At 70.0% G+C, this 22,664-nt stretch carries 28 protein-coding genes; 19 read left to right on the forward strand and 9 right to left on the reverse strand.

All coding sequences use genetic code 11. From position 1 onward, the window contains the following. Complete coding sequence (locus NL115_RS13635) at positions 1-1,521, forward strand: PH domain-containing protein (RefSeq protein ID WP_254829905.1); 1,521 nt, start codon at positions 1-3, stop codon at positions 1,519-1,521. Here NL115_RS13635 and NL115_RS13640 read toward each other — a convergent pair. After that, positions 1,497-1,649 (reverse strand): hypothetical protein, encoded by a 153-nt coding sequence (locus tag NL115_RS13640; RefSeq protein WP_254829906.1) that lies wholly within the window; start codon positions 1,647-1,649, stop codon positions 1,497-1,499. The genes NL115_RS13635 and NL115_RS13640 overlap by 25 nt on opposite strands. Before the next feature lie 118 nt (positions 1,650-1,767). On the opposite strand from NL115_RS13640, the gene NL115_RS13645 reads away from it, so the two are divergent. After that, positions 1,768-2,421 carry a hypothetical protein gene (locus tag NL115_RS13645; protein ID WP_254829907.1) on the forward strand — a complete coding sequence of 218 codons (654 nt, stop codon included), beginning with the start codon at positions 1,768-1,770 and terminating at the stop codon, positions 2,419-2,421. Here NL115_RS13645 and NL115_RS13650 read toward each other — a convergent pair. Further along, positions 2,402-3,829: a cytochrome P450 gene (locus tag NL115_RS13650; RefSeq protein ID WP_254829908.1), complete on the reverse strand. Its 1,428-nt coding sequence runs from the start codon at positions 3,827-3,829 to the stop codon at positions 2,402-2,404. The two genes, NL115_RS13645 and NL115_RS13650, sit on opposite strands and share 20 nt — an antisense overlap. A gap of 38 nt (positions 3,830-3,867) precedes the next feature. After that, complete coding sequence (locus NL115_RS13655; RefSeq protein WP_254829909.1) at positions 3,868-4,338, reverse strand: CopD family protein; 471 nt, start codon at positions 4,336-4,338, stop codon at positions 3,868-3,870. A gap of 168 nt (positions 4,339-4,506) precedes the next feature. On the opposite strand from NL115_RS13655, the gene NL115_RS13660 reads away from it, so the two are divergent. From NL115_RS13660 to NL115_RS13685, 6 genes are all read left to right on the forward strand, one after another. Further along, positions 4,507-4,686, forward strand: coding sequence for an HVO_2753 family zinc finger protein (locus tag NL115_RS13660; RefSeq protein WP_254829910.1), 180 nt, complete (start codon positions 4,507-4,509; stop codon positions 4,684-4,686). Between the two features lie 2 nt (positions 4,687-4,688). Beyond that, the gene (locus NL115_RS13665) at positions 4,689-4,955 is read left to right on the forward strand and encodes an elongation factor 1-beta (RefSeq protein WP_254821487.1); all 267 of its coding nucleotides are present in this window, start codon (positions 4,689-4,691) and stop codon (positions 4,953-4,955) included. A 186-nt stretch (positions 4,956-5,141) separates the two neighbouring features. After that, the gene (locus NL115_RS13670; protein WP_254821488.1) at positions 5,142-5,432 is read left to right on the forward strand and encodes a hypothetical protein; all 291 of its coding nucleotides are present in this window, start codon (positions 5,142-5,144) and stop codon (positions 5,430-5,432) included. Between the two features lie 125 nt (positions 5,433-5,557). After that, positions 5,558-5,851 carry a 50S ribosomal protein L21e gene (locus NL115_RS13675; RefSeq protein ID WP_254829911.1) on the forward strand — a complete coding sequence of 98 codons (294 nt, stop codon included), beginning with the start codon at positions 5,558-5,560 and terminating at the stop codon, positions 5,849-5,851. Between the two features lie 4 nt (positions 5,852-5,855). Then, positions 5,856-6,212: an RNA polymerase Rpb4 family protein gene (locus NL115_RS13680; RefSeq protein WP_254829912.1), complete on the forward strand. Its 357-nt coding sequence runs from the start codon at positions 5,856-5,858 to the stop codon at positions 6,210-6,212. A gap of 88 nt (positions 6,213-6,300) precedes the next feature. Then, positions 6,301-6,522: a DUF8106 domain-containing protein gene (locus NL115_RS13685; RefSeq protein WP_254829913.1), complete on the forward strand. Its 222-nt coding sequence runs from the start codon at positions 6,301-6,303 to the stop codon at positions 6,520-6,522. 64 nt (positions 6,523-6,586) lie between these two features. Here the strand turns inward: NL115_RS13685 and NL115_RS13690 are convergent, their stop codons facing one another. Beyond that, entirely contained in the window at positions 6,587-7,441 is an 855-nt protein-coding gene (locus NL115_RS13690) for an eIF2B alpha/beta/delta subunit family protein (protein ID WP_254829914.1), read from the reverse strand. A 146-nt stretch (positions 7,442-7,587) separates the two neighbouring features. On the opposite strand from NL115_RS13690, the gene NL115_RS13695 reads away from it, so the two are divergent. Together NL115_RS13695 and NL115_RS13700 are read left to right on the forward strand one after the other, a co-directional pair. Continuing rightward, on the forward strand, positions 7,588-7,923 hold the full coding sequence (locus tag NL115_RS13695) for a DUF7969 family protein (protein ID WP_254829915.1): 336 nt from the start codon (positions 7,588-7,590) through the stop codon (positions 7,921-7,923). A gap of 96 nt (positions 7,924-8,019) precedes the next feature. Next, positions 8,020-8,178, forward strand: a complete 159-nt coding sequence (locus NL115_RS13700; RefSeq protein ID WP_254821494.1) for a DUF7563 family protein — start codon at positions 8,020-8,022, stop codon at positions 8,176-8,178. Positions 8,179-8,289: 111 nt separating this feature from the next. Here NL115_RS13700 and NL115_RS13705 read toward each other — a convergent pair whose 3' ends face one another. Beyond that, positions 8,290-9,795, reverse strand: a complete 1,506-nt coding sequence (locus NL115_RS13705) for an RtcB family protein (RefSeq protein WP_254829916.1) — start codon at positions 9,793-9,795, stop codon at positions 8,290-8,292. Positions 9,796-9,958: 163 nt separating this feature from the next. Here NL115_RS13705 and NL115_RS13710 point away from each other — a divergent pair, with 163 nt between their 5' ends. Beyond that, positions 9,959-10,915: an NADPH:quinone reductase gene (locus NL115_RS13710; RefSeq protein WP_254829917.1), complete on the forward strand. Its 957-nt coding sequence runs from the start codon at positions 9,959-9,961 to the stop codon at positions 10,913-10,915. A 55-nt stretch (positions 10,916-10,970) separates the two neighbouring features. Here NL115_RS13710 and NL115_RS20800 read toward each other — a convergent pair whose 3' ends face one another. Both NL115_RS20800 and NL115_RS13720 read right to left on the reverse strand, forming a co-directional pair. Next, positions 10,971-11,555: a P-II family nitrogen regulator gene (locus NL115_RS20800; RefSeq protein ID WP_254829918.1), complete on the reverse strand. Its 585-nt coding sequence runs from the start codon at positions 11,553-11,555 to the stop codon at positions 10,971-10,973. 51 nt (positions 11,556-11,606) lie between these two features. Beyond that, positions 11,607-12,644: an amidohydrolase family protein gene (locus tag NL115_RS13720; RefSeq protein WP_254829919.1), complete on the reverse strand. Its 1,038-nt coding sequence runs from the start codon at positions 12,642-12,644 to the stop codon at positions 11,607-11,609. A gap of 130 nt (positions 12,645-12,774) precedes the next feature. Between NL115_RS13720 and NL115_RS13725 the strand changes: the two genes are divergently transcribed. The 5 genes from NL115_RS13725 (at position 12,775) to NL115_RS13745 (ending at position 17,613) form a co-directional block, all read left to right on the forward strand. Then, entirely contained in the window at positions 12,775-13,068 is a 294-nt protein-coding gene (locus NL115_RS13725; protein ID WP_254829920.1) for an acylphosphatase, read from the forward strand. Then, complete coding sequence (locus NL115_RS13730; RefSeq protein ID WP_254829921.1) at positions 13,065-13,844, forward strand: class I SAM-dependent methyltransferase; 780 nt, start codon at positions 13,065-13,067, stop codon at positions 13,842-13,844. Before NL115_RS13725 ends, NL115_RS13730 begins: the two co-directional genes overlap by 4 nt. A gap of 277 nt (positions 13,845-14,121) precedes the next feature. Continuing rightward, on the forward strand, positions 14,122-15,576 hold the full coding sequence (locus NL115_RS13735; RefSeq protein WP_254829922.1) for an NAD(P)H-hydrate dehydratase: 1,455 nt from the start codon (positions 14,122-14,124) through the stop codon (positions 15,574-15,576). Then, entirely contained in the window at positions 15,573-16,133 is a 561-nt protein-coding gene (gene moaC / locus NL115_RS13740; protein ID WP_286666742.1) for a cyclic pyranopterin monophosphate synthase MoaC, read from the forward strand. Before NL115_RS13735 ends, moaC begins: the two co-directional genes overlap by 4 nt. Positions 16,134-16,233: 100 nt before the next feature. Further along, positions 16,234-17,613 carry an outer membrane protein assembly factor BamB family protein gene (locus NL115_RS13745; RefSeq protein ID WP_254829923.1) on the forward strand — a complete coding sequence of 460 codons (1,380 nt, stop codon included), beginning with the start codon at positions 16,234-16,236 and terminating at the stop codon, positions 17,611-17,613. 14 nt (positions 17,614-17,627) lie between these two features. Here NL115_RS13745 and hflX read toward each other — a convergent pair whose 3' ends face one another. Then, entirely contained in the window at positions 17,628-18,938 is a 1,311-nt protein-coding gene (gene hflX / locus NL115_RS13750; protein ID WP_254829924.1) for a GTPase HflX, read from the reverse strand. Positions 18,939-19,084: 146 nt separating this feature from the next. Here hflX and NL115_RS13755 point away from each other — a divergent pair, with 146 nt between their 5' ends. After that, positions 19,085-19,408, forward strand: coding sequence for an FUN14 domain-containing protein (locus tag NL115_RS13755; protein ID WP_254829925.1), 324 nt, complete (start codon positions 19,085-19,087; stop codon positions 19,406-19,408). A gap of 376 nt (positions 19,409-19,784) precedes the next feature. Here NL115_RS13755 and NL115_RS13760 read toward each other — a convergent pair whose 3' ends face one another. Next, positions 19,785-20,237 (reverse strand): DUF5793 family protein, encoded by a 453-nt coding sequence (locus tag NL115_RS13760; RefSeq protein ID WP_254829926.1) that lies wholly within the window; start codon positions 20,235-20,237, stop codon positions 19,785-19,787. Positions 20,238-20,355: 118 nt separating this feature from the next. On the opposite strand from NL115_RS13760, the gene NL115_RS13765 reads away from it, so the two are divergent. Next, positions 20,356-20,859: a DUF7549 family protein gene (locus tag NL115_RS13765; RefSeq protein ID WP_254829927.1), complete on the forward strand. Its 504-nt coding sequence runs from the start codon at positions 20,356-20,358 to the stop codon at positions 20,857-20,859. Positions 20,860-21,052: 193 nt separating this feature from the next. Then, on the forward strand, positions 21,053-22,663 hold the full coding sequence (locus NL115_RS13770) for a type II/IV secretion system ATPase subunit (RefSeq protein ID WP_254833095.1): 1,611 nt from the start codon (positions 21,053-21,055) through the stop codon (positions 22,661-22,663). Position 22,664 lies beyond the last annotated feature (1 nt).

Genomic DNA, 22,664 nt, shown 5'->3' on the forward strand with positions numbered 1-22,664 from the left:
ATGCGTCTTACCCCCCTCTCGATTCCGTACGGCGCCGCGACGACGGCCGCGCGGCTGGGGTGGATACTCGTCATCGCCACCTTCGGCTCGACGCAGATGCCCGGCGCCGGGCCGCTGGTGGCCCTGGCCGTCGTCGCCGGGGTGCTGGCACTGGCGGGGCTCTACCAGTTCGCGCGCTGGCAGCGGTTCGAGTACGAACTCACGGGGGACACGCTCGATATCGAGTCCGGCGTCTTCTCCCGCCGGACCCGCGAGATTCCGCTCGGTCGCGTCCAGAACGTCGATACCAGTCGGAACGCCGTCCAGCGAGCCCTCGGCATCGCCGCCGTCACGGTCGAGACGGCGGGCGGCAGCGACGTGGAGGCCGAACTCCGGTACGTCACGGAGGCCGAAGCCGAGCGCCTCCGCGCCGAAGTCGGCCGGCTGAAACGGCGAGCCGAGGATGAGCGGAACGGAGAGGCGACGGCCGCTGACGACCCCGAGGAGGAGGAGCTGTTCGCCATGTCGCCCCGCGAACTGGCGTTGCTGGGTGTCGTCTCGGTCGACCTGCGCCTGCTATCGCTGTTCTCGGCGGTCATCCCCATCGTCGCCCCGTCGCTGACACGGCGGGCCACGGACCCGCTGTTCTCGCTGGCGGTCGCCGCGCCGCTGTTCGCGGCCGGTATCGTCCTCGTCGCGGTGCTGGCGAGCGCGGCCTTCTCCGTGGGGAACTTCTACGGGTTCCGCCTCGCGCGCGCCGGCGACGAACTCCGGTACGAGCGCGGCCTCCTCAACCGCTACACCGGGACGGTCCCGCTGTCGAAGGTCCAGTCGGTGGTGCTCTCGGAGAACGTCCTCGCGCGGCGCATCGGCTACGCGTCGCTCACCGTCGAGACGGCGGGCTACGCGCCCGGGGACGCGGGAGCGGAGTCGGCCGTCCCGTTGGCGCGCCGCTCGCGCGTCGTCGACCTGGCGCGCGAGGTGGAGCCGTTCGGTGAGGTGTCGTTCGAACGCCCGCCCGCCCGCGCCCGCACCCGGTACGCTATCAGGTACGCACTGGCCGGCCTCCTGCTCACGGGCATCGCCTACGGCGTCCACCGGTTCTCGGAGTTCTCGTTCGCCTGGTATCTCACTCTCGGGCTGGTGTTGCTGGCGCCGCTGGGAGCCCACCTGAAATGGCGCAACCTCGGGTTCGCCGTCCTCGCGGACCACGTCGTCCTCCGGTCGGGGTTCTGGTCGCGCGAGACGACCGTCGTTCCGTACTACCGGGTCCAGACGGTCGTGGAGACCGAGAGCGTCTTCCAGCGTCGCCGTGACCTCGCGACGGTGGTCGTCGACACGGCCGGGTCGCGCGGCCTGACGAGCGGTGACCCGAAGGCGCTCGATATCGAGGCCGACCGCGCCGCCCAGCTCCGGGAGACGGTGGCCGACCGGTTGCAGGACTCCCTGCAGGCCCGCCGAGCCGAGCGCCGCCGGGAGCGCGAACGGGACCTGCGCGCGCCCCCCGCCGACCGAACTCAGTCGTCGGTCGCGTCCCGGTAGCGGGTCAGCGTCAGTACGTACCTCCGTCCACAGTTCGGACACGCCGTCCGGAGGTCCGCCTCGGCCTCGAGTGGGTCGCCGTGGACGTCCATCTCGTCCCCGCACCAGCACTCTACCTTTACGTTCATTCAGTCGGGTCGACGCTGCACAGTCCCCTCCAATGTGGATTCGGGCGGATATTTGCCGCGGTTTTTGCACGCACCGGCAAGCGTCACACACAAGCCCCGGCGCCGTGGGCCATCAGTCGTGACCGACTCGCGCACGCGTCTGGTCGGGGCCGCCAGCGTCGCGAGCCTCGTCCTCGCCGTCCTCCTGGGACTCGTTTTCGACCCGACCGTCCGCATCCTTCCCGTTCGGGCCCGGCTCTCGGACCTCGGGCGGCCGGGCGGGGCGGGCGCGTTCCCGTTCGACTACGGACTCGTGCTCGCCGGGTTGTTCGGGCTGGTCGCCGTCCGCGCCTGGTGGGAGGCGGCGCCCGACCGCCACGACCGGGTCACGACGACACTCGCCGGCGTGGCGTTCACCGGTCTCGCGCTCGCGGGCCTGTTCCCCGCCCCGTCGGTCGCGCACCTTCCGGCGCTCGCGGCCGCCTACCTCGCGGGCTGGACGGCGCCGCTGCTGGACGGGTTCGGACTGCGGCGGGCCGGGGCAGGTGATGACGACCGGTCCCGTGCCGGACTCCTGCTCGTCGGCGGCGCCGCCCTCGTCGCCGTGCTGTGGGTGGTCCGCGCGCTCGTCGCGACGACGTTCGTCCTCTCCGGGCCGACGAGCGCGCTGCTGCTCGCCGAGCTCGCGACGCTCGCGCTGTTCGCCGGCTGGGTACTGTTCCGGGCGGGCGTCGGGCACGCGGCCCTCGGGGGGGCCGCCACGGACGGCGGCGTCAGCGCTGGCGGACGGTGACCTCGATTGGGTCCTCGGGCTGGAGCGTGACGTTGAGCGACGGCGTCACCTCGCCCGGGTCGGTGAACCGCCACTCGCGCGCGAGCGTGGCCAGCGCCAGCTGTGCCTCCAGCATCGCGAACCGCGCGCCGATACAGTGGCGTGGGCCACCGCCGAACGGGAAGTAGGCGTACTCGGGGCGGTCCGTCTCGTCGTCGAGCCACCGCTCGGGACGGAACTCGTCCGGTGCGGCCCACCAGCGCGGGTCCGTGTGGACGATGCGCTGGGGGAGGACGAGCGCCGCGCCCGCGGGCACGTGGCGGCCGCCGAGAACGACCGGTTCGAGCGGTTCGCGGAACAGCGTGTACAGCGGCGGATACCGCCGCATCGACTCCTTCACGACCGCCTCCGTGTACGGGAGGTCGGGCAGGTCGGCGACCGAGGGATCGCCGTCGAGCGCGTCGACCTCGGCCGTGAGGCGGTCGCTCGCGTCGGGCGCGCCCGCGAGCAGGTGGCCGGCGTACGAGAGCGCCAGCGCGGTCGTCTCGTGCCCGGCGAACAGGAAGGTGACGAGGTTGTCCCGGAGTTCGCCCCGCGAGAGGCGGTCGGCCTCGTCGGCCGCACGGTTCGCGGCCAGCAGCAGGTCCAGCAGGTCCGGGTCCTCGATGGCGTCCAGCGATGTCGGGCCGTCGGTCGCGGCGTCGTCGCCGGGACCTCCGCGGTCGTCGAGCAGGTCGTCGACGGCGTCGTCGAAGTCCGCGCGTGCGGCCTCGAAGCGCCGCTTCGACGGGGTCGGGAGCCAGTCCGGGAGCGGCAGGACGGTCCGGAGCGAGGTCGCATCCAGGAAGTCGTTGACGGTGCGTGCGGCCTCGGCGACGGTCTGCCCGAACTCGTCGTCGAGGTCGCGGTCGAACAGTGCCCGGACCAGCACGTCGAGCGTGACCCGTTTGGTGACCGCCCCGAGGTCCACGCGGTCACCGTCCGACCAGCTGGCCGTCGCCTCTCGGGTCGCGGCGACGGCGTGGCGGCCGTAGCGCTCGACGCGCTCGCGGTAGAAGGCGGGCTGGGCGACGGTGCGTGCGCGCCGCCACTGCTCGCCCGTCGCGAGGAACATCCCGTCCGTGAGGAAGCCGCCGCCGGCCTCGGCGACCTGCGAGGCCTTCCGGAAGCGGTGCTGGTCGCTCACGAGGACGCGCTGGATGTCCTCGGGGTGTGTGACGTAGTGGAAGCTGCCGCCCGCGAGTCGGACCCGGACCACGTCGCCCAGGTCGCGGGCGTGGCGCTCGTGGAAGGTGAGCGGGTCCCGGAGGTACTGGTGGGTGTTGCCGAGCAGCGGGAGTCCGTCGGGTTCGGGCGCCGGGGGGATGTCGGTGGAGCGGTCGGCCCCGGAGCGCGGTCGGTACCGTCCGGACGCCGGGTCGTCGGCCATTGCGGGTCCGTCGGGCGGCCGTGACTAACGCCTTCGGGTCAGAGCGGGAGGAACCCGGCGCTGTTGGCGGCCAGGACGCCCGCATCGAGCAGCAGGAGGACGGCGACGACGCCGGCCGCGCGGTAGAACCGCCCGGCCGTCCGTGCGGGCGAGCGGACCTTCTTGGCGTCGAGGCCGTCCTGTAGCCGGCTGTTCCCGACCTCGACGAGCCCCGTCATGACGAGCCAGAGCAGCGTCATCGTGAGGACGAGATGGCCCCGCGGGCTGGCGGTCAGGCTCTCGAACGTGTAGAGCTGGGCGGCCATATGCCCGCCCGTCAGCAACATCACGAGGGCTGAGCCGCGTGAGAGTGTCGTCAGCCGGCTGAAGACGGCCGATAGCGGTTCCGGCCTGACCTCGCCCGCGCGAGCGGTCGGCAGCACTGCGGCGGCGGCGAACAGGACGCTCCCGGTCCAGAGCGCCCCGACGAGGAGATGGATCGCGTAGAACGCGGCGTCGACGATTGCCATATCCCTGCTGGCGGGCGGATGGCTCTTGAAACCAGGCGGGACGGCCCGACGATGTCGGTTCTCCTGCTGCGAGGTATCGGGTACTCCCGGCAGTCGCCGTGTCACGGGCTCCCGGGGTCTGCGCCCCGGTTGGCAAGGCTTAAACCCGGTCCACGACCAAACGGAGGTATGAGCCAGGCCGACAACAGCGAGACGCGCCAGTGCGTCTCCTGTGGCATCAACATCGCCGGGACGAACGCCGCCCGGTTCAAGTGCCCCGACTGCGGGCACCTGATCTTCCGGTGTTCGACCTGCCGCAAGCAGAGCAACCTCTACGAGTGTCCGGACTGTGGCTTCACGGGGCCCTGACGATGGGGAAGGTCGCAGCCAAACTCAAGGTCATGCCGGAGAGCCCCGACGTGGACCTGGACGCACTCCAGGAGCGTCTGGAATCCTCCCTCCCCGAGGGTGCCCACATCAAGGGCACCCAGCGCGACGACGTCGCGTTCGGGCTGGTGGCGCTGTTCCCCACCGTCATCGTCCCCGACGACGCCGGGGGCACCGAGGCCGTCGAGGAGGCCTTCTCCGGCGTCGAGGGCGTCGAGTCGGTGCAGGTCGAGGAAGTCGGTCGCATCTGAGGCCAGCTCCGCCGTCGAGCCGGTTCTGCGGCGAACCTCTCTCGGCAGGTATAAGCCTTCTGGCCGCCGTGGAGGCCGTTTTCAGGACGCGAGAACGCCCGACCTACTTATGCAGACGTGGCCCATCGTTGCCGATATGACCCACAGCAGGCAGCGCTCGACCTGGGCACCGTCGGGGTGGTCGGCATGAGCGCCGGCGCCCGCGAGGATTCGACGACCTCCGAGGTCGAGACAGCGCGTGACCCGCTCGCGCCGTGGGCCTTCCGTGCGGCGATGTCGGGCCTCTCCGAGGAGCAGGCCCGCGAGCTGCTCGAGGGCGAACGGTGCCCCCAGCCCAGCCACGAGGAGCGCTGGGAGGCCGAGATGGATGCGCTCGAACTTCGAGAGGAAGGCGGCGACGTGGTCGTGTACCGGACGGACGAGGAGCACGCATGGCTCCAGTCGGACACGGCGCTTCGACCGGACGAGGTTCGGTGAACGGCCCGTTCTTCCGGCGCGTGCTTCCGCCGTAGTGGCCACGCCGAGCGGTTCGGTGACGCCCACGGTACCGGACACAGAACACACCATTCAAGTACTCCTCGGGTCAATTCGGTCTCACGACTATGCCGAGCTCCAACGGGCCCCTTCACGGAACACGCAACAAGCTACGGAACAAGCCCCGCGAGCGGGGGACCTCCCCGCCGCAGCGCGCCGTCGAGGAGTTCGAGGCGGGCGACAAGGTCCACCTCCACATCGACCCGAGCGTGCCGGACGGCCGCTTCCACCCCCGATTCAACGGTCACACCGGTGAAATCGAGGCTCAGCAGGGCCGTGCCTACAAGGTGACCATCACCGACGGCAGCAAGGAGAAGACCATCATCACGAAGCCCGCGCACCTCCGCCGACAGACGGAGTAACCGCATGACGATCTTCAAGGAGACGCTCGACGCCGAGTACGTCACCACCGCCGAGGCCAAGGAGCTGCTGGCGGAGGTCGAGCAGGAGCGCGCGCTCGACGAGGACCGCGAGATGCGCTACGAACTGGCGCGCGCCATCGACCACGCCAACCGCTTTGCCGCCATGAGCGCCGAGGACGGCCGTGCGCTGGTCGAGGACCTCCTCGAACTGGAGAAGCTCGACGAGAAGACCGCCCACAAGATCGCCGACACCCTCCCGCAGGACCGCGACGAGGTCCGGTCCGTGTTCGCCCAGGAGCGCTACGCGCTCGACGGCGACGAACTCGACGAGGTCCTCAACATCGTCGCGAAGTACGCCTGAGGGGCGTTCCGTTTCGTTCTCGCTGCACTTCCGTGGAGCCGCCGCTCCCACCGTCAGCGTTAACCGCGTCTGATGGGTATGTATGGTAATGAAATCCGCTCAAACCCGGGAGGTGGCAAAAGAGAGGACATCCACGCCGCGGAAGTCGGTGCTGTTCTGCCCCACCTGCGGCCGCAGGGCCCCCGTCGAGGGGGACTGGGTCGTCACCGAGCGGTCCGTGGACGGCGACTGCCGACGGGCCTACGGCTGCCCGGCCTGCGGTCGCACACTGGTCGACCAGCCCGTGTTCGAGGCGTCCATCCCGGCCTGATGGCCGTGGTCGGTGTTACCGGAGGATCGAGGAGAAAGCCCTGCCCTTCAGAGCGGGGAGGATGTCAGGGCGACAGCGTCCCCTCGTCCGTGATGACCGAGTCGACGAGATGCATCGGCGTCGCGTCGTACGCGGGGTTCTCGATGTCGAACCCATCGGCGGGTTCGAGCATGACCTCGCTCGCGGGCCGGAACTCGTTCTGGAACTGGAACCCGCCCTCGTCGATGACCTTCGTCGAGGCGCCGACGACGGTGACCGGGACCGCGAGCTCGGCCGCGGTTGCGGCGATGGGGAAGGTGCCGACGCGGTTGTAGAACGTGTCCTCGACGATGCAGTCCATCCCGACCATCACGCGGTCGCACTCGGGGAGGACCTCGCCACAGGCCGAGTCCACGAGCAGGTGGGGCTCGATGCGGTCGATACCCGCGAGCGTGCGGGCCGTCTTGCGCCCGAGGTAGCGCGGGCGCGCCTCGGTCACGTACACCTCGAGGTGGCGGCCCTCGGCGGCCGCGAGTTCCAGCGCCTCGAGCACGGTCGAGGAGTAGTCGTGCGTGAGGACCACGTCACCGTCACGGAGCGCATCGGCGGCGTTCTCGGCGGCCTGCCGCTTGCCGGTCTCGACCTGCTCGACGACCGCCTCGATGGCGTCCTCGGTGGCCGCCTTCGCGGCCGCCACGTCCTCGTGGTCGACGTCCGTGACGGAGGCCTGTATCTGTCCCTGCGTGGTGTGCAGCGTCGCGTGGGAGGGCTGGGCGCGCTTGAGCGCCTGGCTGTTCCGTTCGAGGTCCCGAACGTACTCCTCGAGCGACGGGTAGTCGCGGTCCAGCACCTCCCGCAGCGCCTCGGCCGCCTTCACCGCCACGACAGAGGAGCTGTGGGTCTGCATGTCGCGGATCTCCGCGACCGTCTCGTCGATCATGCGCGAGGGCACTCGCGCGGTGGTCAAAGGCGTGTCGGCCCCGAACCCGGCCACGGCGTCGGCCTGCATCGCGGGGGCCGGTGTCCGGCCGGGACCGGGGCAGAGTCGGGCGTGGTGGTTTAGCCCCTGGCGCCCGGACCGACGGTATGGTCACAGTCACCTACACCTGCCCGCGGTGTGATGCGGTGGTGGAACTGGAGCGGGATGCCTACCTCGCCGACAAGGCGGTCACGCCGGACCCGCTGGCGGGCTGGACGTACGTCCCCGTCTACGAGGCGTTCGAGGCGGGAACCGAGCCCCCGCTGCTGGACGGCGACGCCGTCGACGCCGACGGCGTGGAGCTGGTCTGTGGCGCGAGCGAGACCCGCGGCGAGGGGTGTGGGCGCCCGTTCTACCTCTCGTTCGTCCGGCACGAGGACGGCGAGGAGGTCGACCCGAACCTGTCGCTGGACGATGTCTCGTTCGACTTTCTTCGTGACTGATGGCCCTGCAATCACGCGAGGGCGAGGGGGGTGCTCGACCGCCGGAGTTTCCGTTCGAACCAAAGCGTTAAATATGAGACTAAGTAGACGTTAGGTGTGCCCCACTGCAACAACTGCGACTCGTACGTTAGCGAGGCGTACGTACGGGTGTTCGCCCCGCAGGGCATGGATACCGTCCGTGTCTGTCCCCACTGCGAGGACAAGCTACGGGACGGAGCCGACGTCCGCGAGGCGCGCGCCCCACGTCAGCAGTAACACACTGAACTGGGGGTACAGTCCGCCGGTCCACGCGACCGGCTCCTTCCTCTAGCCCTCGACCGGAGAGCGGTAGCGCCGGCAGTCTCGGGACCCCGTCGTTCGACCCGTTCAGCCCTTGATGTTGCAGACAGGGAACGTCCGTGCGACCCGGTCCCCGATGCCGAGCGCGTCACTCACCCGGACCACCTCGTCGACGTCCTTGTAGACGCCGGGCGCCTCCTCGGCGATGGTGGCGCCCGACGAGGCCTTCACGTAGATGTGCTCCTGCTCGCGGAGGTCGTCCTGGACGTCACCGCCCCAGTAGTCCTGTTTGGCCTGGGTGCGGCTCATCAGCCGGCCGGCGCCGTGGGCCGTGGAGCCGAACGTCTCGGCCATCGAGTTCTCGCCGCCGCGCAGGACGTACGACCCGGCGCCCATGCTCCCCGGGATGATGATGGGCTGGCCCACGTCACGGTGGGCCTTCGGGACCTCGGGATTGCCCGCCGGGAACGCCCGCGTGGCACCCTTCCGGTGGACGAACAGTTCGCGCTGTTCGGTGCCGCCCGCGCCGTCGGGCACCTCGTGGACCTCGCGTTTGGCGATGTTGTGGGATACGTCGTACAGCAGGTCCATCCCCAGGTCCTGCCAGTCGGCGTCGAACACGTCGGCGAACACCTCCCGTGTCCGGTGGGTGATGAGCTGCCGATTGACCCACGCGAAGTTGATGGCCGCGCACATCGCGCCGTAGTACTGCTCGGCCAGCTGGGAGCCGGCGGGCGCCGCAGCCAGCTCCCGGTCGGGCAACTGCGCCAGGAGCCCCTGGTGGGCCTGCTCGATGTCACGGAGGTAGTCCGTACAGACCTGATGGCCCAGCCCCCGGGAGCCACAGTGGATGAGGACGACCACCTGGTCCGGTTCCAGCCCGTAGGCGTCGGCCACGTCCTCGCGGTAGATGTCGGTGACGCGCTGGACCTCGAGGAAGTGGTTGCCCGAGCCGAGCGAGCCGAGCTGGGTACGACCGCGGTCCTTCGCCTTCTTCGACACCGCGTCCGGGTCCGCGTCGTGGCGCATCCCCTCGTCCTCGCAGTGGGTCAGGTCGTCCTCGACGGCGTAGCCGTGTTCGAGTGCCCAGTCGACACCCCGGTTCAGGACCGACTCCACGGTCGAGATGTCGCTCTCGACGACTCCACCGCCGCCGAGGCCCGTGGGGACGGCGTCGAAGAGGGCCTCGACGAGTTCCTCCTCGCGGCCGCGGAGGTCGTCGTAGGAGAGATTAGTTTTAACCATTCTCACTCCGCAATTTACGTCGTAGCCCACCGCTCCGGGGGAGATACAGCCATCTTCTGCATCTATTCCGGCCACCCCGCCGACCGGGAAGCCGTAGCCCTGGTGGCCGTCGGGCATGCAGATGGCGTACTTCCGGATGCCGGGGAGGTGGGTCGTGTTCCGGAGTTGCTGGAGCGTCTTGTCGTTCTTGATTTCCTCCAGCAGCGACCGACTGGCGAGGATGCGCGCGGGGACGCGCATCCCCTCGGCCTCGTCCTGGGGGATCTCCCAGACGAACTCCCGGCGCTTCTCGAGGGTGATGCCGCCGGCCTCGAACGTCTCGGGGTCGCCCGCGGGCGTGTCGCTCATACGCGAGTGGTCACCGGCGGCGGCCGAAAGGGTTCGGGTCGCTCCGGCCGGCCTCACGTCCGGTCACTCCCGCGTCCGGCCCCTCCCCCGTCCGCCTGCTGCCGGCTCCGAAACGCCCGCCGCCACCCCCACGGCTTTGACGGGTGCGCCCCTCGCCCCGGCCATGCGAGCCGTCCGATACCACGACCACGGCGGGCCGGAACAGCTCATGGTTGAGGACGTCGACCGTCCGACCCCCGGCAACGACGAGGTGCTGGTGAAGGTGCGCGCGGCGTCGGTCAACCCCGTGGACACGTACTTCCGGGAGGGGTCGTACGCGCCGGGGCGGCTGCCGTGGATTCCCGGGAGCGACGCTGCCGGCGTGGTGACGGCGGTCGGCGACGCCGTGACCGACTACGACCCGGGCGACCGGGTGTTCGCGACCGCGCTGGGCAACGATCGACCGGGGACGTGCGCCGAGTACGTCGCGGTCCCGACCGACCGACTCGCGCCGCTCCCGGACCGCGTGGGGTTCGCGGCGGCCGCGGCCAGCGCGCTGGTCGGCGTGACGGCGTGGCAGTCGCTGGTCGCGCGGTGCGACCTCGACCCGGGCGAGCGGGTCCTCGTCCATGGCGGGTCGGGCGGCGTCGGCCACGTCGCCGTCCAGGTCGCGGCGGCCGCCGGCGCCCGCATCACGACCACGGCGCGCCCGGAGTACCACGACGACCTCTCCGAACTGGGTGCCGACGACGTGCTGGACTACGGCCGCGACGACCTCGCGGACGCCATCCGTGCGGCTGGCCAGCCCGACGTTGTCCTCGACCACCGGCTCGACGACTACCTGGGGCTGGACTGCGAGGTCGCGGCGTTCCGCGGGCGTATCGCGGCCATCGGCAACACCGACCCCGAGGCGACCTTTCCGAACGTCCCGGCCCATCGCGGCAAGGCGCTGACCGTGAACCACGTCTCGATGTTCAACACGCCCGACGTGGCGCGGGTGCTCGGGCGGCTGGCGGCCCTCCTGGAGCGTGGGTCGCTCGTGCCCCAGGTCGCGCGAACGTACGACCTCGACGGAGTCAAGGCCGCTCAGCAGGCCGTCCTGGACGACTCGTTCCTCGGAAAGCTGGTCGTCGAGCCCTGAGCCGCGGGTGGTCCCGCGGCCGACCCGGGCACGTCCGCGGCCACGGGCGTCCCGCTCAGACCGCGTCCGGGCCGCGCTTGCCTGTCCGGATCTGGAGCGCACGCTCGACCGGCAGGACGAACACCTTCCCGTCGCCCGGGTCGCCGGTGTGGGCAGCGTCGGCGATGGCCTCGACCACGTCGTCGACGGGGACGTCGGCGACGACGCACTCGACCTTCGCCTTCCGGTGGAGGTCGACGGTGTACGTCTCGCCACGCCACTGGCCCTCTTCGGGGGCTTGACTCCCGCGGCCCGACACCTGCGTCACGGTCAGCGAGGGCGCCCCGACCGCGGCGAGTGCGTCTTTCACGGCCTCCAGCCGGTCGGGGCGGACGTAGGCCAGCACGAGTTTCGGCCCACGGGTGCCGCCGGCGCTCCCCTGGCCCGACGCGTCGGCGCGCGGCGTGTCGCTTCCGGCCTCGCCGCCGTCGGTGGCCCAGCGAGCCACCGGGCCGAGCGGTCGGTCGGCGTTGCCGCTGGCCGTGGCCGGTTCGGCCCCCGGGGCCGTACCGTCGAGCCGGCGGACCCGCCGGCCGAGGAGGGCGGCACCGACCCCGAGCACGAGGCAGGTCACCAGGAGGACCGCGACGACGGGCTCCATACGCGGTGGTCCGCTGCCGGGGCAGTAGAGCGTTACGTCCCGGCGGAGCGTTCAGTCGTCGAACTCGCCCGGGCCCGTCACGCGCTTGACGTCGCTGACGCTCGCGCGTCGGACGACCGCGCGAACGGGGTCACGATAGTCCGCGAGGTTGTCCGAGTCGCCGTCGAGCACGAGGAGCCGGGGCTCGCGCCCGGGTTCGATGCAGCCGCAGTTCAGCCCCGCGAGGTCCGCCCCGGCGACCGTGGCCATCCGCAGCACGTCGGGCGCGGTGACGCGGTCGTCGCTCAGCTTCATCGTGAACGCCATCTCGCGGAACATCGACGGGGAGTTGAGCATCACGTTGTCCGTCCCGAGCGCGACCGGGGTCCGCTCGAGCATGTCACCGACGGGCGGGAACCCCACTTTCGTGACGAGGTTCGAGCGCGGGCAGACGACGATGGGGGTCCCGCGCTCCTCGACGCGCTCGAAGTGGAGTTCCTCGGCGTGGACCATGTGGACGAGGAAGTCCGGGTCGAGGTCCAGCGCCGGGTTGATGTCGGCGGCGTCGCGCTCGCCGGCGTGGATGCCGAACAGTTTGTCTGCCTCGCGGGTGGCGTTGCGTTCCCGGGAGAAGTCGCCGTCGCGAGCCCCGGAGGCACCGAAGCCGTCGGCCGCTTCCATCGCGTCGACCGTCTCCCGGCCGAGGACGACCGACTCGATATCGACGCCCTCCAGCGCGTCACGGATGGCTTCGACGCCTTCGACGCCGCCCTCGCGGAACTCGACGAACGCGCCGGTTCCGCCCTGGCGCATGTAGCGCAGCGACCGGTGCATGGCCCCGACGAGTTCCGAGCGGTCGGCGTCGCGGAGGAGGCGGTGTTTCAGGCCGTCCGGCGGTGCGACCAGTTCGTCCAGCGAGAGGCCGGCGCCGGCGTCCTTCGCGATGGAGTCGCCGATGTGGGTGTGGGCGTTGACGAACGCCGGCAGGATGATGTCGTCGCTGTCGACGTCGTCGCGCTCGATACGCTCTATCGTGCCGTCCTCGACGACGACGCGGCCTTCCACGGGTTCGAACTCCCGACCGACGAGGACCGTCCCCTCCAGAACCATGCTCCAGGGTGGACGGTGGACGACCAAAAACGGGTCGGCACGCCGACACCAGCCGGGGACGGGCCTGCGGCGGCCGTATCGCCCGGCGTTCGCGGACAGGCTTTAGTACGCCGCTCTGGAACGGGAACGCATGACAGCCGACGGAGACGGTACGCGCGTGCGGGCCCACGTCTTCGTCAGCGGTCGCGTCCAGGGGGTGACCTACCGGGCGACCACCCGGCGCGAGGCCATCGAACGCGTCGTGGACGGCTGGGTCCGCAACCTGGACGACGGCCGCGTCGAGGCCGTCTTCGAGGGGCCCGAGTCGGCGGTCGAGGGGATGCTGGAGTACTGCCATGAGGGCCCGACGCGGGCCCGCGTCGACGACGTAACCGTCGAACATGAGTCGCCCGAGGGAATCACCGGCTTCGAGATCCGCCGATGAGCGACCGCGTGGCCGACTCGCCGCCCGAGGCCCCGCGTGAGACCGCCCAGGACGGCGACTGGCCGACTATCGACTGGGACGCGTTCTGGAGAGCGCCGCTCACCCCGGCCGACCGGGACGCGATGTGTCGTCGGGGACACGACGCCGCGCGGCTGCTGGGTGACCTGTTCGTCGAGCGGGGCGTCCCCGACTCGGTCGCCTCGGTCGGCTGTGGGGCGGCCGTCGTCCTGCTCGACCTGGCCGAGGAGTTCCCCGACACCGGGTTCTTCGGCTACGACCCCGCACCCGCCGCGCTCGAACTGGCGCGCGCGAACGACGAGGAACGCCGGTCCGCGGACGACGCGCTGGCTCCCGAGTGGGGGCTCGCCGAGGTGACGTTCGCGGCGGCGGGGCTGCCGGCCCCCGGCATCGACCGGACGTTCGATGTCGTCTACTGTCTGAACACGCTGGACTACGTCCCCGACATCGAGCGGGCGCTGCGTGACCTGTTCGCCCTGGTGGCGGAGGGCGGACTCCTCGTGTTCAACTACCCCTCGCCCGCGCGGCAGGCGTGGCACGAGACCCACCTCGCGGCGCCGGACGACTACTGGCTCGGCGAGCACGACGAGCGCTGGCTCCGGCGGCGCCTGCGGCTGGTCGACACCGGCGAGAACGTGCTGACGCACGAACGGGTCGAGGAGTTGCTGGGTCACGAGGCGCGGCCGGTGGGGGCGTTGCTGGAGAGCGTGGCGCCGAACCCGGACCCCGTCGCACCCGTGCTGGTCGTGGAGAAGTGATGGACGACACCAATATCCTTCCGTAATCCCTAATAAATTTACAATATAGGAAATTTGAGGTCAGGTATTGATATTATAATATAATGGGGTATCTCCGTAGCTCCCCCAACGATATCTGACTACCGCCTTGACGCGATTCTGTTGAAAGCCCCCGCCCGCTCGACCGGGCGGGGGCTTTCGACAGGAGTCCAGTCGCCATCGGTCAAACAGCAAGGGCTTTCGACAGGGCGTCCCGTTCTCGCCCGGATTTAACCCATCACCCGTCGAAGGCCCGCCCATGCTCACGGCACAGGATGTCGCCGTCCTCGACGCGAACACCGAGGCCCTCGGCGTCCCTCGCAAGCAGTTGATGGAGTCGTCGGGCAACGCCGTCGCCCGGGCGGTCCGTGACCTCGCAGACCCCGGTACGACGGTCGCTATCGTCGCCGGCCGCGGCAACAACGGCGGGGATGCGCTCGTCGCGGCGCGCTTCCTCGACGACTACGATGCGACCGTCCACCTCCTCGGCCGCGCGTCGGCCATCGGGACCGACATCGCCCGCGAGAACTGGGACGCGCTCGTCGCGGCCGACTACGACGTCCGCGAGGTGACCGATTCGACCGCGCTCGAACTGGGCGACCCGGACCTCGTCGTGGACGCGATGCTCGGGACCGGTGTCTCGGGCGAGTTGCGCGAACCCGAGGCCACGGCCGCCCGGCGGATGTCCGAGAGCGACGCGACGGTCCTCTCGGTCGACGTCCCCTCCGGTGTCGACCCGGACGGGGAAGCCCACGCCGCGAACGCGGTCACGGCCGACCACGTCGTCACCTTCCACGACACGAAGCCCGGCCTGCAGGAGGTCGACGCGGACGTTCGCGTCGAGCCCATCGGCATCCCGGCGGCGGCCGAGACGTTCGTCGGGCCGGGTGACCTCCTGCGCCTCGGCCGCGACCCGGCGAGCCACAAGGGCGACAACGGCGAGGTGCTGGTCGTCGGTGGCGGGCCGTACACGGGCGCGCCCGCGCTGTCGGCCCAGGCCGCGCTCCGGGCTGGGGCCGACCTCGTCCGGGTCGTCTGTCCGAGCGAGGTGGCACGAGAACTGCAGGGCTACAGCGAGAACCTCATCGTCCGGTCGTTCCACGGCGAGTGCCTGACACCTACGCACCTCGACACCGTTCGGGAACTCGCCGAGGGACACGACACCGTCGTCCTCGGGCCCGGGCTGGGCGACGCCGCGGAGACGCTGAGCGCGGCCGAACAGCTCCTGTCCACGCTCGAGGGAACCGTCGTCGTCGACGCCGACGCGCTGCAGGTCGTCCCCGAGGTGGAGACGCGCGCGGACCTGCTCTGTACGCCGCATCAGGGCGAACTGCGGAAGATGGGCGGCGAGACGGCCGACGACCCTGCCGAGCGTGCCCAGCTGGTCGAGGCGTTCGCCGCCGAGCTGGGGCACACGCTGCTGGTGAAGGGGGCCCACGATATCGTCAGCGACGGCGAGCGCACGCGGCGCAACCGCACTGGGAATCCCGGGATGACCGTCGGCGGGACGGGCGACGTGCTCGCGGGCGCCTGCGGCGCGCTCGTTTCCGTCCTCGACACGCACGATGCCGCGTCCCTGGCCGCGTTCGCGAACGGGCGCGCCGGCGACATCGCCGTCGAGGAGTACGGCCACGGCCTCGTCGCGACGGACCTCGTCGACGTACTCCCGCGGGCGATGCACCGCCCGGACGAGGATATCGCGGGGGGAGCATGAGCGACGACTCGCCACAGGACCACAACGACCCGGACGGCCCGGACGGCGACCCCGAGGTCACCACGCACGAGGACGGCGACGGTCTCACCCACGTCGAGGACGGCGACGTGCAGATGGTGGACGTGGGCGACAAGCCCGACACCGCGCGCCGGGCGGTCGCGCGGGGGGCGATTCACCTCCAGCCCTCGACCGTCGAGGCAATCCGGGCCGACGAGGTCGGGAAGGGCGACGTGCTCGCGACCGCGCGCGTCGGCGCCGTGCAGGCGGTCAAGCACACCTGGGAGACCATCCCGATGTGCCACCAGATCCCCATCACGAACGTCGAGACGGGCTTTGACGTACACGAGGAGCGCGTCGACCTCGAGGTCGCCGTCGAGACCACCGGGAAGACGGGCTGCGAGATGGAGGCGCTGGAGGGCGTGACGACGGGGCTCAACGTCGTCTGGGATATGGTGAAAGCCGTGGAGAAAGACGAGGATGGTCAGTACCCGGACACGCGCATCGACGACGTGCGGGTCGTGACGAAGGAGAAGCGCCCCCTCGACCGAGAGGAGTAGCGTCCCCTCGACCGAGAGGAGTAGCGCCCCCTCGACCGAGCCGGCACCGCTCCGCGACGGCGGGTGAAGACATTTACCACACTCCCGGCAACGTTCGCTGATGCCCTCCAGACGCAGGTTCCTCGCGGCCGGCAGCGCCGCACTCGCGGTCCTCGCCGGCTGCTCGACTGACGACACGCCGGTGGACTCGCCGACGGATTCGCCGACGGACCCACCGACCGATGTCCCGACGACCGACCGTGATTCGCCCAGGCCAACGGACGATGACCGGCCGACCCAGACTCCGCGGGAGCCCCGCCCGCTCGATGTCTCGGGGGCGTGGCCACAGCCCGGCTACGGCTCCGGGCACGCCGGCGTTGCCCCAGCGCTCGGCGTCCTCGACGACGCGACGACCTACTGGCGCCTGCGGCGCATCCGGAGCGGACCACCACTGCTCGCCGACGGGCGCCTGTTCCACTTCGGGTTGACGGGCCCGAGTACGTCCGGCCCGCCGACCCGGACTGCCTCCCCGCCGACGGGGACCGGCCACCAGCCCGACGGGACGCTGACGCTGTTCTGTCGCGACGCGCGCGAGGGGCACGAGCGCTGGACCCGCCAGCTCCCGGGGCGCATGCGCGCCGGAACCGTCTCGGGCGACCGCGTGGTCGTGGCCGGCGAGGGGTTCCTGCGGGCGTACACCCTCACGGGCGACCTGGCCTGGGAGCGCGACCTCGGGGCTCGGGCGGCGTCGGTCACCACGGCCGTCGACGGGACGGTGTTCGCCACCACCGAGATTCCACGACAGGGTGACCGCGACGCGGACGTGCGGGCCTACGCCGTCGCGGATGGCTCCCGCCGCTGGCGACGCCCGTCGCCACGGTTGCAGGCCACGCTCGCGGCGGACGACGACACCGTGTATGCCCTCTCCAGCGAGTTCCAGGTCGGGAGCACGCTCACGGCCCGTGCGCTCGCGGACGGGAGCGAACGCTGGTCCATCGACCTCGACGACAACGGTATCCCGGAGGGGCCGTACGCTGCTGGCGACACCGTCTACGTGGCCCCGGACGACGGCGGCGTCCACGCCTTCGCGCGGTCGGACGCGCGCCGTCGCTGGCACTACGACGCCGAGACGACGAACGTCGTCGGGGTCGCGGTCGACCGCGAGCGGGCGTATCTCGTCGACGACGGGACGGTCCGGGTCCTCGACGCCACGACCGGCGACGAGCGAGACGCCGTGACCCCCGGCAGCGGTTCGGGCTACCGTGGCCACCCGGCCGTCGGGAGCGACCGGATCTACGTCGGGAAGCGTGGGAACGGCGGCGAGCTCGCCGCGCTCTCCCGGACCGACGGAACCGAACGCTGGACCCACCGGTTCCCGGAGACCGTCGTCGAGGGAGATATGATGGTCTCGGGTCTCGCCGCCCAGCCTGTCGTCGCCGAGGGCGGCGTCTACGTGTTCGCGTGGGACGGGCTGTACGCGCTCGGGCCGGAGCCGAACTGACCGGCGGCCCGCGCTCAGTGCTCGGCCGTCGCGGCCACGTCCGAGGCTCGCGCCCGCGAGCGCTCGATGACGCTGGGTCGGGCCTCGAAGTCGACGACGACCTGCTCGCCGTAGTCCACGTCGTTGACGTGCGCGTGGTCGTGGACCCACGAGACGAGGCTCATCGCGTCGTCGCACATCGGGAGGACGAGCCGCTCACGCTCGAACGGCGGGAGCTCGTCGTCCACGCGGTCGCGCAACTCGGCGATGCCGTCGCCCTCCAGGGCGCTCACGGCGATGGGGCTGGGCGCGAGCGCTGAGAGGGCCTCGCGTTTGCGCTCGACCTCCTCCTCGGGGACCTTGTCGACCTTGTTGAGGACGGTGACGATGGGGGCTTCGTTGCGCTCGTACAGCGTGTCGTGGCTGGTGACGAGCTTCTCGCGGATCTCCTCGATGGGGTCCGAGACATCGACGACCAGCAACACGAGGTCCGCCCGGTACACCTCCGAGAGCGTCGACTTGAACGACTCCACGAGCCAGTGCGGGAGGTCGGAGATGAACCCGACGGTGTCCGTGACGAGCACGTCGCGCTTGCCCATGTCCGCGCGCCGGGTGGTCGTCCCGAGGGTGGTGAACAGCCGGTCCTCGGATTCGGCCGTCGTGTCGAGGTCGGGGTGGCGGTCGGCGTTCTCGTCGATGTCGAGTTCGTCCGCGAGCCGCCGTAGCAGGGTCGACTTCCCGGCGTTCGTGTAGCCCGCCAGCGCGACGAGGTCGAAGCCGGATTCGCGGCGCTGCTCGCGACGGTGCGCCTCGGTCTCCTCGATTGACTCGAGTTCGTCGCTTATCTCGGCGATCTGTCGCTTGATGTCCTGCTCGCGGGACTCGTCGTACTCGCCCAGCCCCATGAACCCGGGGCGCTCGTCGCGCTGGGCGAGCGAGGCCTTCGCCTCCGCGCGCGGGAGCTCGTACCGGAGTTCGGCTAGCTCGACCTGGAGCTGGGCCTTCTTGGTCGCGGCGCGCTGGCCGAAGATCTTCAGGATGAGCCGGAAGCGGTCGACCAGCTCGACGCCCTCCGGCAGGAGATTGCCGAGGTTGAACGTCTGGTACGGGCCCAGCCGGTTGTCGAACAGTACCGTCGTCGCGTCGGTCGCCCGGACGACCGCGGCCAGTTCCTCGGCCTTCCCCTCGCCGAGACAGAGCGCCGGGTCCTCCTTTCGGGTCTGGGTGACCTCCGCGGCCACCTCGTAGCCCGCGGCCCGGGCGAGGTCGCGGAACTCGGCCGTGTCGGCCTCACCCGCGTCGACCCGCTTCGCGACGACCGCCGTTCCCTGGTGTGCGCCAGTCACTCACCCTGAACGTTACTCCCCCTGCGTGAAAACGTCGTCGGCGGGACGGGGGGACGACACGTGTCTGACGCAGAATCGACCGCTGGCGGCTGATTCCGCCCACGTTCGCCACAAGAGACTTACATCGGCGTATCCCACCCGGGGGCATGGTGGACTTCCAGGCGCTCGCACAGACCATCGGCATCAACGTGGGAACCGGCGCCGTCATCGGGGGGATTATCGGCTTCACAGCGAAGAAAGTGGCCAAGATCATCGCGATTCTCGTCGGTCTCGAGCTGGCCCTGTTCAAGTTCCTCGAATCCCGGCAGATCATGACCGTCAACTGGGACAAGCTCGGTGCGAGCTTCCTGCAGGCCGGCGAGGCGGCCGCCTCGCAGACGCCGCCCTCGTGGCTCATGACCATCCTCTCGACGCTCTCCATCAGTGGTGGCTTCGCCGGCGGCTTCCTGCTCGGGTTCAAGAAGGCCTGATAGCCTGATTAATGTCTTCTTTCCTGTAGCATACGCGGAATTAGAGGATTAGTCTCGTGCGGATATAATCTGTCTGCTTATGCGCCGCTAACTTGGCCTTTCTCTATGCATACCCCGCGAGCAGGGCGGGACTCCGTCCCGCTTGCAGTCGGACGTAGTCCGACGACGCAGCGAGCGCGGTTGCTCCGGCACGAGGGCGCCGAAGGCGCCCGAGTGCCGGCCTTTTTCTGAACGTTTTTGCCGTCATCAGAACGCGGCGCGTTCTGATTGCCCGTGGAATCGCGAATCGATTCCACGACCGCGAGTGGTTCCACAGCGCCGGCCTACGGCCGGCGCGAGGAAACCCGAGCGGGAAAGAAGCTCGAGTAAAAGCTCGTTAGAGTTCGACGCCGCTCGGAATCAGCGACCGTCCGCGCAGCAGTTCCCCGTCCGGGTCGTAGACGAGGAAGACGTTCATCTCGTGGTCCAGCAGTTCCTCGTCGTCGACGGTGACGCGGACGCGGTACCGGAACTCCCCGTCGGTCTCCTTGCCGAACTCCCGGGCGGCGTCGATGAACCGGAACACGTCGTCGGCGTCAGCGTTGAGTTCGAGGACGAACGCGCCGGTGACGCGGTGGGTCACCGCGACCACGCCGCTGGCGTCGTCGGCCTCGGCGGCGGTCTGCAGTCGGAAGGCGACATCGAGTTCCTCCGGGGAGAGCGGTTCGTCGTCGTCGCCGGTGAGGCGGTCGACGAGCTGCTCGGCGGGGCCATCGAACTCGATGTGCGCCGTCGGCGGCCCGTCCGTCTCGAGGTTGCGGACGTCCAGCGTGAAGTAATCGCGCCTCATCAACTGTATCACCGTAGGAGACCAGCGGACAAGAACGTGACGCCGCTCGGTGGTCGGTGGCCGCGAGCGGGGCGGCCGCCATCGGTACGTTTTCGGTGGCGGGCGGCGCCCGGCCGGTATGACGTTGCTCCGGACGAAGTACGCGGGTGAACTCGCGGTCCTGGCGACGTGGGCGAGCGCGCTGCTGCCGTGGTCGGTGTCGTTCGCCTCGCGAGGCGGCATCTCCCTTGTGGTCGTCCGGTGGCAGGTCTTCCTCTTCCAGTTCATCTTCGGTGCGTCGCTTCCCGGCGAGGCGCCGTTCCAGACGGTACTGGGGGCGATCACTCGCGAGTCGGGTGGCGTCGAGCAGGCGTATCAGGTGTGGGCGGTCGGGGCGGTCGTCTTCCTCGCCGCACTGGCCGTCAGCGTGGCCTACTACGCCCGTGAGGAGCAGGTCGAGGACCGACTTCCGGTCGACCCCGTTCGGTTGCTGGGCGGGCTGTTGCTCGTGAGCGGGGCGGTGCTGGGGGCGTCGACGGCGCTGCTGTTCACCCGCTATCCCGGGACCACGGTTCCGGTCGGGGCCCTGTTCCTGCTCGTGTTCGGGGCCGTCCTGCTCCGGGTCGAACAGGTGGCGTCCTGACCCACCAGTCAGGGCGAGCGGGCTGCTTTCGGCCATCGTCGGCCGTCGGCGCCGCGCCGCGGCCAGCGTGGATTTATATATGGTTGGCCCTACCACCCTGACAACAGACGGGGGGCGACCAGGTCACCCGGCCATCATGTCCGACACGAACGACACACAGCAGGGCCAACGGAAGGGCGCGCTGGAGAACGCGATGGAGCAACTCTCCAGAACGGTGGAGATGTTCCGTGGGTCCCGCATCGACATCGAGCACTGGTCCCCGACCGAACACGGGCAGCTGGTCAACTTCGGCGGCCGCGAGGGATACGAGGAGGTCGACCGCTACTGGTTGAACGCGCCGTTCTCCTACGCTTCGATCAACTACGACGCCGAGGAGAACCAGTATCTCTACCACGTCGTCGAGCCGACCCTGGACTCCTTCGAGGCCGAGCTGCTCGACGCGCTGTATCAGGATGTCCGGAACCCGCTCCTGTACGGCCCCGAGACCGACGCCGACGACGAGGCGGGTGCCGAGCGGGTGCTGATGGAGGAGCTGCGCGACCGCCTGGAGGAGTACGGCGTCGACGTGGACATGGCCGGCTTCTACCGCCTCTTCTACTATCTGTGGCGTCGTTTCCGCGGCTACGGGAAAATCGACGCCCTGATGCACGACCCCAACATCGAGGACATCTCCTGTGACGGCTATGGTCTGCCGCTGTACGCCTACCACGAGGACTACCAGGACGTCGAGACCAACGTCTCCTTCGGCGAGGAGGAACTCGACTCGTTCGTCATCCAGCTGGCCCAGCAGTCCGGCCGGCACATCTCCGTCGGCAATCCGGTCGTCGAGACGACCCTGCAGGACGGGTCGCGTGCGGAACTCGCACTCGGGCAGGAGGTCACGCCTCGCGGCTCGGCGTTCACCATCCGGAAGTACAGCGAGGAGCCGTTCACCCCCATCGACCTCCTGCGGTTCGGGACGTACAGTCTCGACCAGATGGCCTACCTCTGGATGGCCATCGAGCACAACAAGAACATCATCTTCGCGGGCGGTACCGCGGCCGGGAAGACGACCTCGCTGAACGCCATCTCGATGTTCATCCCGCCGCGGTCGAAGCTCATCACCATCGAGGACACCCGGGAGCTGGCGCTGTACCACGACAACTGGCTCTCCAGCGTCACCCGCGAGCGGCTGGACGAGGCCGCCAACATCAACATGTACGACCTGCTGCGGTCGTCGCTCCGGCACCGGCCGGAGTACATCGTCGTCGGCGAGGTGCGTGGCGAGGAGGCCATCACGCTGTTCCAGGCCATGAACACCGGTCACACCACGCTGTCGACGATGCACGCCGACTCGGTGCAGACCGCCATCAACCGCCTCGAGAACGAGCCCATCAACGTGCCGCGGCCGATGGTCCAGTCGCTGGACGTGCTCGTCGTGCAGACGCTGGCCCGGTTCGGCGGCGAGCGCGTGCGGCGGGCCTCGGACGTGGCCGAGATCGAGGGTATCGACCAGCGGACCGGCGAACTGGACTACGCCGGGGCCTACGACTGGAACGCCACGGACGACACCTTCAGCGAGGGCAACCGCAACCTGATGGACGAGATTCGCGAGGAGCGGGGGTGGTCCCAGCGTGACCTGCTCAGCGAGCTGCGCCGTCGCCGTCGCTTCCTCAAGTACCTCTGGGACGAGGAGGTGACCCAGTATCAGGCCTTCACGACGATGGTGAATCGATACTACGCGAACCCGGACCGCGTGATGGACCGCATCGACGCCCCGGAGATCGATACCGGTTCCGAGGCCGAGGCCAGCGCCGACGACTGAT

The organism is Haloglomus salinum (assembly GCF_024298825.1).
GTDB lineage: Archaea > Halobacteriota > Halobacteria > Halobacteriales > Haloarculaceae > Haloglomus > Haloglomus salinum.

What these genes read in the sequence shown, in the direction of transcription:
- NL115_RS13660 (WP_254829910.1), top strand. Translation starts at nt 4,507, where the DNA reads ATGAGCCAGGCCGACAACAGCGAGACGCGCCAGTGCGTCTCCTGTGGC.
- NL115_RS13765 (WP_254829927.1), top strand. Translation starts at nt 20,356, where the DNA reads ATGACGTTGCTCCGGACGAAGTACGCGGGTGAACTCGCGGTCCTGGCG.
- NL115_RS13770 (WP_254833095.1), top strand. Translation starts at nt 21,053, where the DNA reads ATGGAGCAACTCTCCAGAACGGTGGAGATGTTCCGTGGGTCCCGCATC.
- NL115_RS20800 (WP_254829918.1), bottom strand. Translation starts at nt 11,555, where the DNA reads ATGGAGCCCGTCGTCGCGGTCCTCCTGGTGACCTGCCTCGTGCTCGGG.
- NL115_RS13670 (WP_254821488.1), top strand. Translation starts at nt 5,142, where the DNA reads ATGAGCGCCGGCGCCCGCGAGGATTCGACGACCTCCGAGGTCGAGACA.
- NL115_RS13665 (WP_254821487.1), top strand. Translation starts at nt 4,689, where the DNA reads ATGGGGAAGGTCGCAGCCAAACTCAAGGTCATGCCGGAGAGCCCCGAC.
- NL115_RS13735 (WP_254829922.1), top strand. Translation starts at nt 14,122, where the DNA reads ATGCTCACGGCACAGGATGTCGCCGTCCTCGACGCGAACACCGAGGCC.
- NL115_RS13650 (WP_254829908.1), bottom strand. Translation starts at nt 3,829, where the DNA reads ATGGCCGACGACCCGGCGTCCGGACGGTACCGACCGCGCTCCGGGGCC.
- NL115_RS13680 (WP_254829912.1), top strand. Translation starts at nt 5,856, where the DNA reads ATGACGATCTTCAAGGAGACGCTCGACGCCGAGTACGTCACCACCGCC.
- NL115_RS13730 (WP_254829921.1), top strand. Translation starts at nt 13,065, where the DNA reads ATGAGCGACCGCGTGGCCGACTCGCCGCCCGAGGCCCCGCGTGAGACC.
- NL115_RS13725 (WP_254829920.1), top strand. Translation starts at nt 12,775, where the DNA reads ATGACAGCCGACGGAGACGGTACGCGCGTGCGGGCCCACGTCTTCGTC.
- NL115_RS13720 (WP_254829919.1), bottom strand. Translation starts at nt 12,644, where the DNA reads ATGGTTCTGGAGGGGACGGTCCTCGTCGGTCGGGAGTTCGAACCCGTG.
- NL115_RS13655 (WP_254829909.1), bottom strand. Translation starts at nt 4,338, where the DNA reads ATGGCAATCGTCGACGCCGCGTTCTACGCGATCCATCTCCTCGTCGGG.
- NL115_RS13745 (WP_254829923.1), top strand. Translation starts at nt 16,234, where the DNA reads ATGCCCTCCAGACGCAGGTTCCTCGCGGCCGGCAGCGCCGCACTCGCG.
- NL115_RS13695 (WP_254829915.1), top strand. Translation starts at nt 7,588, where the DNA reads ATGGTCACAGTCACCTACACCTGCCCGCGGTGTGATGCGGTGGTGGAA.
- moaC (WP_286666742.1), top strand. Translation starts at nt 15,573, where the DNA reads ATGAGCGACGACTCGCCACAGGACCACAACGACCCGGACGGCCCGGAC.
- NL115_RS13690 (WP_254829914.1), bottom strand. Translation starts at nt 7,441, where the DNA reads ATGATCGACGAGACGGTCGCGGAGATCCGCGACATGCAGACCCACAGC.
- NL115_RS13760 (WP_254829926.1), bottom strand. Translation starts at nt 20,237, where the DNA reads ATGAGGCGCGATTACTTCACGCTGGACGTCCGCAACCTCGAGACGGAC.
- NL115_RS13710 (WP_254829917.1), top strand. Translation starts at nt 9,959, where the DNA reads ATGCGAGCCGTCCGATACCACGACCACGGCGGGCCGGAACAGCTCATG.
- NL115_RS13635 (WP_254829905.1), top strand. Translation starts at nt 1, where the DNA reads ATGCGTCTTACCCCCCTCTCGATTCCGTACGGCGCCGCGACGACGGCC.
- NL115_RS13755 (WP_254829925.1), top strand. Translation starts at nt 19,085, where the DNA reads ATGGTGGACTTCCAGGCGCTCGCACAGACCATCGGCATCAACGTGGGA.
- NL115_RS13705 (WP_254829916.1), bottom strand. Translation starts at nt 9,795, where the DNA reads ATGAGCGACACGCCCGCGGGCGACCCCGAGACGTTCGAGGCCGGCGGC.
- NL115_RS13675 (WP_254829911.1), top strand. Translation starts at nt 5,558, where the DNA reads ATGCCGAGCTCCAACGGGCCCCTTCACGGAACACGCAACAAGCTACGG.
- NL115_RS13685 (WP_254829913.1), top strand. Translation starts at nt 6,301, where the DNA reads ATGAAATCCGCTCAAACCCGGGAGGTGGCAAAAGAGAGGACATCCACG.
- NL115_RS13640 (WP_254829906.1), bottom strand. Translation starts at nt 1,649, where the DNA reads ATGAACGTAAAGGTAGAGTGCTGGTGCGGGGACGAGATGGACGTCCAC.